This window comes from Bradyrhizobium sp. UFLA06-24, from assembly GCF_054967145.1.
In genome coordinates, this window is record NZ_JADFUE010000014.1 from 31556 (window position 1) to 44371 (window position 12816).

General features: G+C 65.0%; 14 protein-coding genes. 7 read left to right on the forward strand and 7 right to left on the reverse strand.

Annotated elements, in window-relative coordinates:
- Window positions 1-80 precede the first annotated feature (80 nt).
- Window positions 81-653 (forward strand): hypothetical protein, encoded by a 573-nt coding sequence (locus IF809_RS14095; RefSeq protein ID WP_462837867.1) that lies wholly within the window; start codon window positions 81-83, stop codon window positions 651-653.
- Window positions 654-798: 145 nt separating this feature from the next.
- Window positions 799-1176 (forward strand): hypothetical protein, encoded by a 378-nt coding sequence (locus IF809_RS14100; protein WP_462837868.1) that lies wholly within the window; start codon window positions 799-801, stop codon window positions 1174-1176.
- A gap of 7 nt (window positions 1177-1183) precedes the next feature.
- On the opposite strand, the gene IF809_RS14105 is transcribed toward IF809_RS14100, so the two are convergent.
- The 3 genes from IF809_RS14105 to IF809_RS14115 all read right to left on the reverse strand — a co-directional run bounded on the left by IF809_RS14105 (window position 1184) and on the right by IF809_RS14115 (window position 3206).
- Window positions 1184-1657, reverse strand: a complete 474-nt coding sequence (locus IF809_RS14105; protein ID WP_128967109.1) for a GNAT family N-acetyltransferase — start codon at window positions 1655-1657, stop codon at window positions 1184-1186.
- Between the two features lie 14 nt (window positions 1658-1671).
- Window positions 1672-2046 carry a winged helix-turn-helix domain-containing protein gene (locus IF809_RS14110; protein ID WP_128967107.1) on the reverse strand — a complete coding sequence of 125 codons (375 nt, stop codon included), beginning with the start codon at window positions 2044-2046 and terminating at the stop codon, window positions 1672-1674.
- 77 nt (window positions 2047-2123) lie between these two features.
- Window positions 2124-3206 carry a substrate-binding domain-containing protein gene (locus IF809_RS14115; RefSeq protein ID WP_128967106.1) on the reverse strand — a complete coding sequence of 361 codons (1083 nt, stop codon included), beginning with the start codon at window positions 3204-3206 and terminating at the stop codon, window positions 2124-2126.
- 113 nt (window positions 3207-3319) lie between these two features.
- Between IF809_RS14115 and IF809_RS14120 the strand changes: the two genes are divergently transcribed.
- Together IF809_RS14120 and IF809_RS14125 are read left to right on the forward strand one after the other, a co-directional pair.
- The gene (locus tag IF809_RS14120) at window positions 3320-4804 is read left to right on the forward strand and encodes an aldehyde dehydrogenase family protein (RefSeq protein WP_462837929.1); all 1485 of its coding nucleotides are present in this window, start codon (window positions 3320-3322) and stop codon (window positions 4802-4804) included.
- A 185-nt stretch (window positions 4805-4989) separates the two neighbouring features.
- Window positions 4990-5253, forward strand: coding sequence for a hypothetical protein (locus IF809_RS14125; RefSeq protein WP_128967102.1), 264 nt, complete (start codon window positions 4990-4992; stop codon window positions 5251-5253).
- On the opposite strand, the gene IF809_RS14130 is transcribed toward IF809_RS14125, so the two are convergent.
- Window positions 5250-6038 carry a COG4705 family protein gene (locus IF809_RS14130; RefSeq protein WP_462837869.1) on the reverse strand — a complete coding sequence of 263 codons (789 nt, stop codon included), beginning with the start codon at window positions 6036-6038 and terminating at the stop codon, window positions 5250-5252. The genes IF809_RS14125 and IF809_RS14130 overlap by 4 nt on opposite strands.
- Window positions 6039-6165: 127 nt before the next feature.
- A complete protein-coding gene (locus tag IF809_RS14135) occupies window positions 6166-7062 on the reverse strand; it encodes an alpha/beta hydrolase family protein (protein WP_462837870.1) in 897 nt (298 codons plus the stop codon).
- A 183-nt stretch (window positions 7063-7245) separates the two neighbouring features.
- On the opposite strand from IF809_RS14135, the gene IF809_RS14140 reads away from it, so the two are divergent.
- From IF809_RS14140 to IF809_RS14150, 3 genes are read left to right on the forward strand one after another with little or no spacing between them, the layout of a single operon-like run.
- Window positions 7246-8634, forward strand: a complete 1389-nt coding sequence (locus IF809_RS14140) for a class II 3-deoxy-7-phosphoheptulonate synthase (protein WP_462837871.1) — start codon at window positions 7246-7248, stop codon at window positions 8632-8634.
- Window positions 8635-8638: 4 nt separating this feature from the next.
- The gene (locus IF809_RS14145; protein ID WP_271613865.1) at window positions 8639-8992 is read left to right on the forward strand and encodes a diacylglycerol kinase; all 354 of its coding nucleotides are present in this window, start codon (window positions 8639-8641) and stop codon (window positions 8990-8992) included.
- A 16-nt stretch (window positions 8993-9008) separates the two neighbouring features.
- Complete coding sequence (locus IF809_RS14150) at window positions 9009-10766, forward strand: NAD+ synthase (RefSeq protein WP_462837872.1); 1758 nt, start codon at window positions 9009-9011, stop codon at window positions 10764-10766.
- A 185-nt stretch (window positions 10767-10951) separates the two neighbouring features.
- On the opposite strand, the gene IF809_RS14155 is transcribed toward IF809_RS14150, so the two are convergent.
- Both IF809_RS14155 and IF809_RS14160 read right to left on the reverse strand, forming a co-directional pair.
- A complete protein-coding gene (locus IF809_RS14155; protein WP_462837873.1) occupies window positions 10952-12130 on the reverse strand; it encodes a DUF2865 domain-containing protein in 1179 nt (392 codons plus the stop codon).
- A gap of 130 nt (window positions 12131-12260) precedes the next feature.
- Window positions 12261-12566 carry a hypothetical protein gene (locus tag IF809_RS14160; protein WP_462837874.1) on the reverse strand — a complete coding sequence of 102 codons (306 nt, stop codon included), beginning with the start codon at window positions 12564-12566 and terminating at the stop codon, window positions 12261-12263.
- Window positions 12567-12816: the final 250 nt, after the last annotated feature.

Genomic DNA, 12816 nt, shown 5'->3' on the forward strand with positions numbered 1-12816 from the left:
TTTCCCCCTAGTGTCATGCGCCGACGGGCCCTCGGGCTCGCGCGAGGACGCGCCCGCAACGATGCGGCAGGGGATTTTGGGTGAACGAAACGATCGTATGCGAGCCGGAGCATGGGCGGGATGCCCGTCTCGTCGACCGCCGCCGCGCGGCCGCCTATGTCGGCGTCACCGCCGGCCGTTTCGAGCAGCTGGTGCGCGACAATGTCGTGCCGCCGCCGGTCATGGTCGACAACAAGCGGCGCTGGCCGATCGCGTTGCTCGACGAGGCCAGGGACGCAGTCGGTGGCAGCTTGCCGTCGCCGCCGGCTCGGAGAGCCGATGTCGAGATGCGCCCGTGTGATCGCGACGCCCTGCCGTCTTCGCGCGAGCTGCCCGATGCAGCCTGGTTCGAGCAGCGCGCGAGCTTCGTGCAACGCGTCCGCCGTTCGCTGCTGTCGGGCAACGAGATCAGGCTGCTGCGCGAATTCAAGCTGCTCAAGCAGAACGAAATCAGCATGTACGGCTATTATGGCAGCTTCGAAGCGCTGATGGTGCGTGGCTACATCGTCGAGATCGATCGCAAGCCGCCGTCGAGCCGTCCGCTGGTGACCTACCGTCTCACCGCGCCCGGCGAGCAGGTGATCGCCGCGCTGAAGGACGAACCGGCGTTCTGACCCGAGTGGCCGGTCTGTTTCAGATTGCATTGGTTCGAGCGGCCATGGCGGTCGGCTCGATGAATTCCAAAGAAAGTGGGCTGGACGAGGGTCGACTTATCGATATATCGTAATGGATATAGCGAGTGCATCCCCGAGACTGGCGATGGAAATCAAGGTGAGGCAGCTCACGACCTGCGAGGTGGCAGCCGATGGCGGCGCGATCTCGCTGGGCTTCGAGGATGTGGCGGGCAATCCCGCCGCAGTCAGCGTCTCGCTCAGTCAGATCGGCGCGCTGATCATGACACTGCCCGGCCTGCTCGAGGCGGCGCTGAAGGCCCGCTATGGCGACCAGAGCCTGCGCTACGCCTATCCGCTCGCATCCTGGATGCTGGAACAATCCACCGACACGACCCAGCGCATCATCACGCTGGAAACCGAGGAGGGTTTCAAGGTCCGCTTCTCGATCCCCAAGGACGAGCAGAGCCTGCTCGGCGAAGCGTTGACCCAGCCGATGCCCGGGATGACGGTGCGGCCGAACTGATGCAGCATCAGTCGGCGGTCTCCATCCTCGCCTGCAGCCGCCGGATTTGGAAGCCGGTCTTGCTCTGCTCGAAACCGGCTGAGGCATAGAAGGCAAGGGTCGACGGCTTTCTGGAGCCGGTCATCAACATGACCTTGTAGCAGTCGGCCTGCCATGCGGCGGTGACGGCTGCCTGCAGCATTTGCTTGCCATAGCCCCGGCCCCTGCACGCGGCGTCGGTGACGACGTTCTCGATCAGGCCGTAGGAGTGGCCGCCGCGCGTCAGATTGGGGATCACGACGAGCGTGCAGGATGCCACAACAGAACTTGCCCTGAGCCCGATCAGGACCGCGCTTCCGCGATAGGCCCCTAATTCGTCGAGACGCTGTGCGGCTAGGTCGAGTGGCGGAGTTTCATCCTGGGGATCGAGGTGGCGGTAGAGCGCGAGAAGCTGCGGCAGATCGGAGGGTAAAGCGGAGCGAATGACCAGCGCCTCGTCCATGCGCGTCCCTCCGCTCACGATTTGCGCGAGCGGGCGATGTCGCTCCTGAGCGCTTCCAGCTCCTTTTGCACGGCGCGAGCGGCGTCGCGCTCGATCTTGCGGTAGCGCGCGACGAGCTTTTCGCCGAACGGCGTCAGCATGGCGCCGCCGCCGTTCTTGCCGCCGGCCTGCGGCTCGACCGCCACCTGTCCGCAGATGCGGTTGATCTCGTCGACGAGATCCCAGGCGCGCTTGTACGACATGTCCATGGCGCGCCCGGCGCCCGAGATCGAGCCTTGCTCGCGGATCTGCTCCAGAAGCTCGATCTTGCCGGGCCCGATCCGGTCCTCGCCGTCGAGGTCGATGCGAAGGCTCAGCTGGGGCAGCGATTTGGCGCTCGCGCGCGACATGACGGGCTCTCTTGAATGGCTCTCAATCGAGATTGCCATTGTTGCCCATCGACGACAAGTGAAGGCGAGCCGCCGCGTCATCGCACAGCGTGCATCTCCAGGAATGCCTTCACGCCGGTCACGGTGCCGGTGTCCGACGGTACGTAGCCGGGAAGCGTCGCGACGGCGGCGCGGAAATCGGCGCTGCGGATGATTTCGAGAATGCGCTGCATGGGCGCGGTGTCGAGGAAGGCGCGCTTGCAGACGAAGAAATAATCCTCGGTGAGGAGGCGGATGAAATCGAGGCCGAACTGACGGGCGGCCGCCTCGACGCCGAAGCACGCATCCGCCATGCCGCTGGCGACATAGGCCGCGACCGCGGCGTGGGTGAACTCGATCTGCTGCGCACCGTTGATCTTGCTCTCGTCGACACCCTGCGCGGCAAGCAATTGGTCGAACAACAGCCGCGTGCCGGAATCATGGTCGCGGTTGACGAAGCGCACGTTTGGCCTGGTGAGATCATCGAGCGAGGCGATGCGCCGCGGATTGCCGCGGGCGACCATCAGGCCCATCTCGCGGGTGACGAAACTGATGATGCGGTCCTCGCGCGGATCGAGCCATTCGCGCGCCGCCTTGATGCCTTGCGCGCGCAACGCGCCGTGCGGCAGATGCAGGCCGGAGAGATCGCAGGCGCCCTGCGCCAGCGAAACCAGCGAATGCTGGTTGCTGACGTAGCGCAGATCGACGCCGATGCCGGGCTCGCGGTCGAGGAATTCGCGCAGCTTTGCCACCGCAAAACCGTGGCTCGCATGGACGCGGATCACGGAGGGACGCTGTTCGAGAAACGGCTTGATCTCGCTCGCGAGCTCCTGCGCGAGGTTTTCCAGCTGCGGCCCGAGCCGCGCCTGCATGCGCTCGCCGGCCCACACCAGCCGCTCGCCGAACGGGGTCAGTTTCGAGCCCTTGCCGCGCTGGGTCTCGACCAGCGGCGTCCCGAAGAACTCCGACCATTGCTCGATCAGATTCCAGACGTGCCGGTACGACAGGTGCGCATCGCTCGCCGCGCTCGTGATCTTTCCGGTCTTCCGGATTTCATTGAGGACACCGAGCATGACCACGGCCGTGCGCGGGCTGCCTTCCTGGCGAAACCGCCAGACGGCCTCGATTTCGATCTGAAGCATCGGCCTTCCTTATGAAATACGCTTCATATGTGGACCGTCCAATTGCAAGCCATATCATATTTACTCCTATGATATCTGGCCTAGTTTCGTCCAGAAGATCTGGAGGAAATATGATGTCTGTTGCATATGACTTTGCACATTCGCCGGCCGCCGCGTTCATGGCCCAGCCCCAGCCTCTCCTGATCGACGGCCGCCGCGTCCCGGCGAGCTCCGGCCGCACCTTCAAATCCCTCAATCCCGCCAACGGCCAGGTCATTGCCACCATCGCCGAGGGCGGCGAAGCCGATGTCGCGCATGCGGTCGCCGCCGCGCGCCGCGCCTTCGAAGGCCCGTGGCGTACGATGCGCGCCTCCGAGCGCGGCCAGATCCTGCTGCGCTGGGCGGACCTGCTGAGAGCGCACGCCGACGAGATCATCGAGCTGGAGTCGATCGATGCCGGCAAGCCGATCGCAGCGACCGCGCGTCAGGACTTTCCGGCCGCTCTGGACACGCTGACCTACTACGCCGGCTGGGCCGACAAGATCAGCGGCGATGTCGTGCCGGTGCGTGACGAGGCCCTGACCTACACGGTGCGCGAGCCGGTCGGCGTGGTCGCGGCCATCGTGCCGTGGAATTTCCCGCTGATGATCGGCATGTGGAAGCTCGCGCCGGCGCTGGCCTGCGGCTGCACCATCGTGATGAAGCCGGCCGAGCTGACCTCGCTGTCGGCGCTGCGAATCGCCGAGCTCGCGCTCGAAGCCGGCCTGCCGAAGGGCGTCTTCAACGTCGTCACCGGACCTGGTCGCATCGTCGGCGATGCGCTGGTCAATCACCCTGATGTGGACAAGGTCACCTTCACCGGCTCGCCGGGCGTCGGCCGCGGAATCATGAAAGGTGCCGCAAGCAACTTCAAGCGCGTCTCGCTCGAGCTCGGCGGCAAGTCGGCCAACGTGATTTTCGACGATGCCGATCTCGAAGCCGCGAGCAAGGCCGCGGCCTCAGGCATCTTCTTCAACGCCGGACAGGTCTGCTCGGCCGGCTCCCGCGTGCTGGTGCAGGAGAGGGCCTATGACGAGGTCGTGGAGCGCCTCGCGGCGCGCGCGAAGTCGATCAGAATCGGCGATCCGCTCGACCGCAAGACGGCGCTCGGGCCTGTCATCTCCGAGAAGCAGATGAAATCGATCCTCGACTATGTCGACATCGGCCGGCAGGAAGGCGCGAGGCTCGTCACCGGCGGTGAGCGCGTCGGCGAGCGCGGCTACTTCATCAGCCCGACGGTGTTCGCAGATGTCGCGCACGAGATGCGGATATCGCAGGAGGAGATCTTCGGTCCCGTCGTCAGCGTCATCAAGTTCAGGGATGAGGCTGATGCCTTGCGGATCGCCAACGGCACCGCCTACAGCCTCGCCGCCGGGGTTTGGAGCCGCGACATCGGCAAGCTGCAGCGCTTCGCCAAGCGGGCGCGGGCCGGCACAGTCTGGATGAACACCTATGGCTATACCGACGTGCGCCTGCCCTGGGGCGGCGAGCGCGATTCCGGCCTCGGCCGGGAGCACGGCACCGCCGCGCTCGACAATTTCACCGAGCCCAAGGCTGTCTGGATGAATCTGGCCGTCTGATACCTCCCGAGCGGCCAACCCTGGAGCCCGCCTGATCCGGTCAGGCGGGCTTCTTTTTTTGCAATCGATAAAATTGTCGGCAATTCGCTCAGCGGCGGCAAACCCTGCAAACAAGAAGGAGAGCCCCTTAAACCAGAGCTTTGGAACCGGCCTGCATCCTGCGCGCAAAAGGGCAGGGCAACATCATGTCAGTTCTCAAGGAGGTCATCGCAGCGGTCGCGGGGGTCTACGCGCTCCTGTTCGTTTGCGACGCATTGTTCGGGGTCGGCGAGGCGCGCTTCGACGATTCCTATTACAGCGCCAGCTTCTATGCACCGAAGCCGCAGGAATTCCGCTTCGCTGGCGATACGCCGCCCGCAAAGCGCGTCAGTGACGCCTTCGCGCAGTTCTCGGCGGCCGAGGCCAAGCCGAACAAGCGCTATTCATCGCTGACGACGATCATCCGCTAAGCGCGCCCGGCCGCATGTTCGCGGGGATGTTGACCCGCGCGTTGCGGGATCAGCAAGAGGCAGACCACCATGAACGCGGCGATCACGGCGGAAGCCAGCGGCCGGCTCAAGGCCAGGCCGCCCTGGTCGAGCGGCTTGTCGAGGAAGTCGCCGACGGTGGCACCCAGCGGACGCGTCAGGATGAACGCGGCCCAGAACAGCGTCACACGTGAGACGCGGGTCCAGACATACAGCGCTGCGACGATGGCGAGCCCCGCTGCAAAGATCAGCGCGCCACCACGATAGCCCAGGTCGCCGGTGTCAGCGATCCAGTCGCCGAGTGCGGTGCCGAGCGTCTGTGAAAACGTGATCGCGCCCCAATAGAACGCTTCGGCCCGCCTGCTGCTGACGCTGTTGACCGAGATTGTTCCTTCCGTGCGATACCAGAGGCCGAGCACCAGCACGAGGCAGGTGAGGAGCAGCGTGGATCCGCCGGTATAGCCGATGCCGAGCGAGCGGTCGGCGAAATCGGCCATGGTCGTGCCGAAGGTGGTCGAGGCCACGATGGTCGCCCAATACAGCGCCGGGTGGAATCTCTGCGCACGGATTTGCGCGGCGACAAGGACGACCATCGCCGCCAGGAACAGGCATGTGCCTGCGAGATAGCCCCAGTTCAGCGTCATCGTGACCGTATCGCCGCCGGTCTCGCCCAGTGTCGTGCCGGCGATCTTGATGATCCAGAAGCCGAGCGTGACTTCGGGGACCTTGCTTTCGCTGAAGAGGGCGCTCTTGCTGGAATTTTGCATGATCTCCTCGCCGCGCGCGATCAATTGCGTTGCCGACGGTGTGCAGTTGGCAAACGGTAACGGCTGAGATCAGTTTCATGGGATCGATGACGTGAAGAAGGCGACTGCCTTCAACAAGGCGTGACGCTCACTCCCCCTGGATCCATTCCGCCACGCCGCGCCACAGCGTGTCGCGGTGCCCGGGGCGGAAGAAACCGAAATGGCCGATCGCCTTGGCGCCGACTTCTGACGGTTTGACGTCGAGCACCTCCGGCTTGATCGACGTGAAGCCCGATGTCAGCAACTCGACAGCCGGCCGCGTCGCCCAGGGATCGTCGGAGAAGCAGAGCGCGCGCAGCTCGCCCTTGAATTTTGCAAAATTCTCCAGCGCCGGCAGTTTGGAATCGAACAGATAGCGCGGGCTCGAGACCCAATCCGCCCATTGCAGGAACACGCCCTTGGGCAGATCTTCGCCGATGCCGGCCCAACCCGGTGCGTAACCGAGCGCGTGGGTGAGCGGAACGCCGACGAGGTTCATGAAGGCGAAGACGCGGTATTTCTCCGGCGACGTCATCAGCCGCCAGGTCGCGGCCTGCGAGGCGACGAACGCGGCGCGCGAGATCTCGCTGTTGTTTTCGATCAGTCCGAGCGCCTGGCCGCCATAGGAGTGGCCGACATAGGCCAGCGGCAGGGTGCTGTAGCGCTCGCGCATCCAGCGCACCGCGGCGGTGACGTCCTGCGCGGCCCAGTCCGACATCGAAGCCTTGAAGCCGACCAGCGATTTCGGCCTGTTGTAGCCGACCATGGCCGGTAAGCGGGAGTCGCCGATTCCGCGATAATCGTAAGTGAGCACCGCGCAGCCGCGATGGGCGAGGTAGGAGGCGAAGCCGCGATAGATCTTTCGTGGGACGGCGGTCGCCGAATTGATCAGCACGGCATGTCGCTTGGTGCCGCGCGGCAGGAACAGGGTGCCGGCCAGCGCATAACCGTCGGTCGCCGGCAAGCTGATCTCGTCGATGAAAACGTCGTCCAGTCGCGCATCCATGGATGGAAGCTGTCTTGCCGGTTTCCTCAGGCGACCTCTAGCAAATGCGAATTCAGCTTTTCCTGCAAGGGTTTGCAATGCAAAACGGATTTACAACTGGCGGTGTCGTGCCAGCCTGTGTATAAGGCGGCCCTCGCAACCCACAGATCAGGTTGCACTTTTTTGCTTCACGGAGAGATTGCGATGTCCGAGCGGTGGACGCCCGAGTCCTGGCGCAGCAAGCCGGTGCTACAGGTGCCCGACTATCCCGACGCCAAGGCTTTGGCCGACGTCGAGGCGCAGCTGGCAACCTTTCCGCCGCTGGTGTTTGCCGGCGAGGCGCGCAATCTCAAGAAGGCGCTGGCCCGTGTCGCGGCCGGCGAGGCCTTCCTGCTCCAGGGCGGCGACTGTGCCGAGAGCTTTGCCGAGCATGGCGCCAACAACATCCGCGACTTCTTCCGCGTGCTGCTGCAGATGGCGGTGGTGCTGACCTATGCCGGCGCGGTGCCGGTGGTGAAGGTCGGCCGCATCGCCGGCCAGTTCGCCAAGCCGCGGTCCTCGCCGACCGAGAAGGTCAATGACGTCGAACTGCCGAGCTATCGCGGCGACATCGTCAACGACATCGCCTTTACCAAGGAAGCGCGCGTGCCGGATCCGCAGCGCCAGCTGATGGCCTATCGCCAGTCGGCTGCGACGCTGAACCTGCTCCGCGCCTTCGCGACCGGCGGTTTCGCCAATCTCGGCAGCGTGCATCAGTGGATGCTCGGCTTCCTGAAGGATAGTCCGCAGTCCCGCCGCTACAAGGAATTGGCCGATCGCATCTCGGACGCGCTCAATTTCATGCGCGCCTGCGGCCTCGATCTGGAGAGCCATCCCGAGCTGCGCGCCACCGATTTCTACACCAGCCATGAGGCGCTGCTGCTCGGTTACGAGCAGGCCCTGACCCGCGTCGATTCCACTACCGGCGACTGGTACGCGACCTCGGGCCACATGATCTGGATCGGCGACCGCACCCGCCAGCTCGATCACGGCCATGTCGAATATTTCCGCGGCATCAAGAACCCGATCGGCCTGAAGTGCGGCCCGTCGCTCAAACCCGACGAGCTGTTGAAGCTGATCGACGTGCTCAATCCCGACAATGAGCCGGGCCGGCTGACGCTGATCAACCGCTTCGGCTCCGACAAGGTTGCCGATCACCTGCCGGGCCTGATCCGCGCGGTGAAGCGCGAGGGCAGGGTGGTGGTCTGGTCGTGCGATCCGATGCACGGCAACACCATTACGTCGACCACGGGCTACAAGACGCGGCCGTTCGACCGCGTGCTGTCGGAGGTGAAGTCGTTCTTCACGATCCATGCGGCGGAAGGCACCCATGCCGGCGGCGTGCATCTGGAGATGACCGGCCAGGACGTCACCGAATGCATCGGCGGCGCCCGCGCCATCACGGACGAGGATCTCAACGACCGCTACCACACGGTCTGCGATCCCCGCCTCAACGCCGAGCAATCCATTGATATGGCCTTCCTGATCGCCGAACTGCTGAAGCAGGAACGCGCCGGCAAGGTCCGGCCGATGCCGACCGCAGCGGGGCTCTGAGACCTTGCTGCGCATCTGGAAGGCCACGATCAATTCCCGCAACGGTCTGGCCTTTGCGTTCCGCTCGGAGCAGGCCGTCCGCGAGGAGATATTTGCGCTGATCCTGTCGCTGCCGGTGGCGTGGCTCGTCGCGGCGACCGCGATGCGCGCGGTCGAGCTGGTCTGTGCGGTCGCCTTCGTGCTGGTGGTCGAGCTGCTCAACACCGCGATCGAGAAGCTCGCCGACCGCCTCACCATGGATCACGACAAGCAGATCGGCCGGGTCAAGGACATGGGCTCGGCCGCGGTCGGCGTTGCGCTGCTGATGGCCGGCGCGTTCTGGATCATCGCCATCATCGAGCGATTGGGATTTCTTTAAGACGAGGACGGCGGCCATGACCGAACGTCTCAACGCATTTGCAGTCACGCTCGCCCAGCTCAATCCGACCGTGGGCGACATCGAGGGCAATGCCGCCAAGGTTCGCTCGGCGCGCGCGCGTGCGATCGCCGATGGCGCCGATCTCGTGCTGTTTCCGGAATTGTTCATCGCCGGCTATCCGCCCGAAGATCTGGTGCAGAAGCCGGCCTTCCAGGCCGCCTGCCGCGCCGCCATCGAAGCGCTGGCGCGCGAGACCGCCGACGGCGGCCCGGCGATGCTGGTCGGCACGCCCTGGGTCGAGGACGGTAAGCTCTACAATGCCTGCGCGCTGCTCGATGGCGGGCGTATCGCCGCGCTTCGCTTCAAATGCAATCTGCCGAACTACGGCGTGTTCGACGAGAAACGTCTGTTCTCGCGCGGGCCTGCGGCGGGTCCCGTCACCGTGCGCGGCGTGCGGATCGGCGTGCCGATTTGCGAGGACATCTGGCTGGAAGAATCCGAGGACTACGAGAACGTGGTCGAGACGCTGGCCGAGACCGGCGCCGAGATCATTCTGGTGCCGAACGGCTCGCCCTATGCCCGCGACAAGAACGATGTGCGTCTGTCGGTGGCGGTTGCGCGGGTGACCGAAAGCGGCCTGCCGCTGATCTATCTCAACCAGGTCTGCGGCCAGGACGAACTCGTGTTCGACGGTGCCTCGTTCGCGCTCAACGGCGATCTCTCGCTCGCGGCGCAACTGCCGGCATTCGCGGAAAGCATCACCACGCTGCGCTTCACGAGGACCGGCGGCGATTGGCGCTGCACCGGTCCGATCGCGGAGCAGCCCGAAGGCGACCGCGCCGACTACGCCGCTTGCGTGCTGGGCTTGCGCGACTATGTCGGCAAGAACGGTTTTCCCGGCGTGCTGCTCGGCATCTCCGGCGGCATCGACTCGGCGCTGTGCGCGGCGATCGCGGTCGATGCGCTGGGCGCCGATCAGGTGCACGGGGTGATGCTGCCTTATCGCTACACCGCGGCGCATTCCATTGCCGACGCCGGCGAGCTCGCCGGCCATCTCGGCATCCGCTACGAGGTGCTGCCGATCGCCGAAGCCGTGACCGGCTTCGAGACCATCCTGTCCGGCCTCTTCAAGAACCTGCCGCCTGATATCACCGAGGAGAACCTCCAGGCGCGCACCCGCGGCACGCTCTTGATGGCGATCTCCAACAAGATCGGGCTGATGGTCGTGACGACGGGCAACAAGTCGGAAATGTCGGTCGGCTATGCCACGCTCTATGGCGACATGAACGGCGGCTTCAATCCGATCAAGGACATCTACAAGACGCAGGTGTTCCGCCTGGCGGCGCTGCGCAACAGCTGGAAGCCCGACGGCGCGCTCGGACCCGCGGGCGAGGTGATCCCGCCCGACATCATCACGCGTCCGCCGTCGGCCGAACTACGCGACAACCAGACCGATCAGGATTCATTGCCGCCTTACGACGTACTGGATGCGATCCTGGAGCGTCTGGTCGAGCGCGAGGAGCCGCTCGACCGGATCATTGCTGCCGGCTTCGACCGCGAGACCGTGACCCGCATCGACCATCTCCTCAATGTCGCCGAATACAAGCGCCGCCAGGCCGCGCCCGGCGTGAAGGTGACGCGGAAAAATTTCGGCCGCGATCGCCGTTATCCCATCACCAACCGCTTCCGCGATCGCGGCGAGACATTGCCCGCGCCCGACGAGACGCTGGTCTCGCGCGGCAGCAAGGCCTCGATCGACGCGTTCGAGGGGTGAGTTGTTGCTTACCTCTCCCATAGGGAGAGGTCGGATCGCATGCAATGCGATCCGGGTGAGGGGTTTTTGTCTCACTGGGTGCCGCGGCCCCTCACCCGGATTGCTCAGGCGCAATTACGCGCCAAAGCAATCCGACCTCTCCCCGCCGGGGAGAGGTGGACCACGAACTCACAGTGCAGCCGGAGCTACTTCTGTTGCGGCAAGAACTGCGGGCCGACCGAGCGGATGGGCTTGTTCTCGGATGTGGTGGTGGGGCTCGCATCTGCAGGGGGCCCCGTCGGTGCTGCGGCGGTGGCCGGCGCAGGAGCTGCACCCTTCTTTCCATTCGCCGGCGCGCCCTTGGTGAGCTGCCGCTGCTGCATTTTTTTGGCGCTCTCCTCGGTGACGATGATGTCGCCCTGCTGCTCGACGGCGGCCTTGTCGTCGGCCGATTTCAGCGCGTCGGCCCAGCTCTGGCCCGCCGCCTTGCAGGAGCAGGACGGGTTGAACTCGCTGCGGAATTTGAACGCGGTCGGCAGCGCCGTATAGGGCTGGCCGCTGATGGAGACCGCGGAGTTCATGTCCTCGCCGGGGTTGCGGTGTGCGTAGAGCACGGCTTCGGCCGCCGGGCACAGCGCCTTGCAGGTTCTCTCGTCATCAGGGAAGCGCGCCGGCACGGTCGCAAACGAGATCGGGAAATAGGCGCCGTCGCAGGTGCGCACGCACACGGTGCGATAGGTGCCGGATTGCGGGCCGCCGAAATCGGCAGGTGGCGCGCCCGGCGGCGGGTTGTTCGGGTTGTTGCCGCCACCGAACAGGTTGGTCAGGAAGTTGCCGCCCTGCGACTGCACGGCATTGGCGTATTGCGGGCCGCAATTGTTCTGCGCGAGCGCAATCAGCACCGAGCGGCGCTGGCTGTCGCGTTCGGGGCTGCCGCCGGGACCGCCGCTGCGCAGGCGTTCGAGGCTGCCGTTGATCTGGTCCAGATTGGCGCGCATCTGCTGGATCTGGGTGTTGACCGGACCGCATTGCGCCGACTGGCCGTTGAACAGCGAGAAGAAGCCGGTGGAATCGCAGCCCATGCGCTTGGCCTGCATGGTGACGCGGTCGAGCTCGGCCTGCTGGCGGCTCTGGGAATCCTGGTAGCGGCGGATCTGGTCCTCGCGGGCGGGATCACCGTTCGTGCCACGGTCGAGCGCGGCGAGCTGTCCTTCCAGCCGCACGCACATCGGGTTCGGCCCGAGCCCGCCCTGGACGGGCGGAGGCGGTCCGGGCGGGCCGGCCTGGGCCAAGGCGTCGGCGGCGAGCACGACGCTGAGAAGCACGGTGCAGGCAAGCAGGGAGCGTGGACGGGAGAGAGAGAAAAATTCAGGCATATCCGCCATTCTAGCGAGGTCACGGCCGGGCGTGATCTGGGGGGGCGAAGCGCGCCCTCCATTAGCCGCTTCCTGCGGCATCGTCACGTCGTTTCAGGGGCCGAAGGTGGGTCCTAAGGTCCGCCAGTTCCGAGCGAATTCAGCGCTGGCAGGTGATTGCGACATATTCGTCGCAATGGCCATGGGAGCAGTTTGCGCCGGATTTGGGGACAGAGCCGGTAATTTCGTCGGGATCGAGCCGGCGGTAGCTCGATGCCTGCGCAAACTGTCGTGATTGGCAATAGGTGTGGGCGATCTGGGCGCCGCATTTCTCGCCTTTGGCCAGGCATTGGTCGACGCCGTAGCCCTCGGCCTGGTTGGCGATGATGAAGACGCGGGTCTCGGCGAAGGCGCTGGAGGCCGCGAGGATGGAGGCGCAGGAAATGAGCGCGAGCAAGGATCGCATGAAAACACCTTGGGGCAAAAACCGGGAACCGCCGGTTCCAGAATGGGCTCAAATGGTTAACGATGATGAACCATCTGCGCGGGCGGCCGGCGCTTTGCGGACATAAAGCGGCGATTTCGCGGCTCCCTTGACGGAAGCCAGCCTCATGGCCCATATGTCGCCCCATGAACGGTCTCCTCGCCATCTGCATTATTTGCCGCGAGATTACGAGCTAGCGATTCGCTGGCTGGAGCCGTCTTTTCTCAAAACA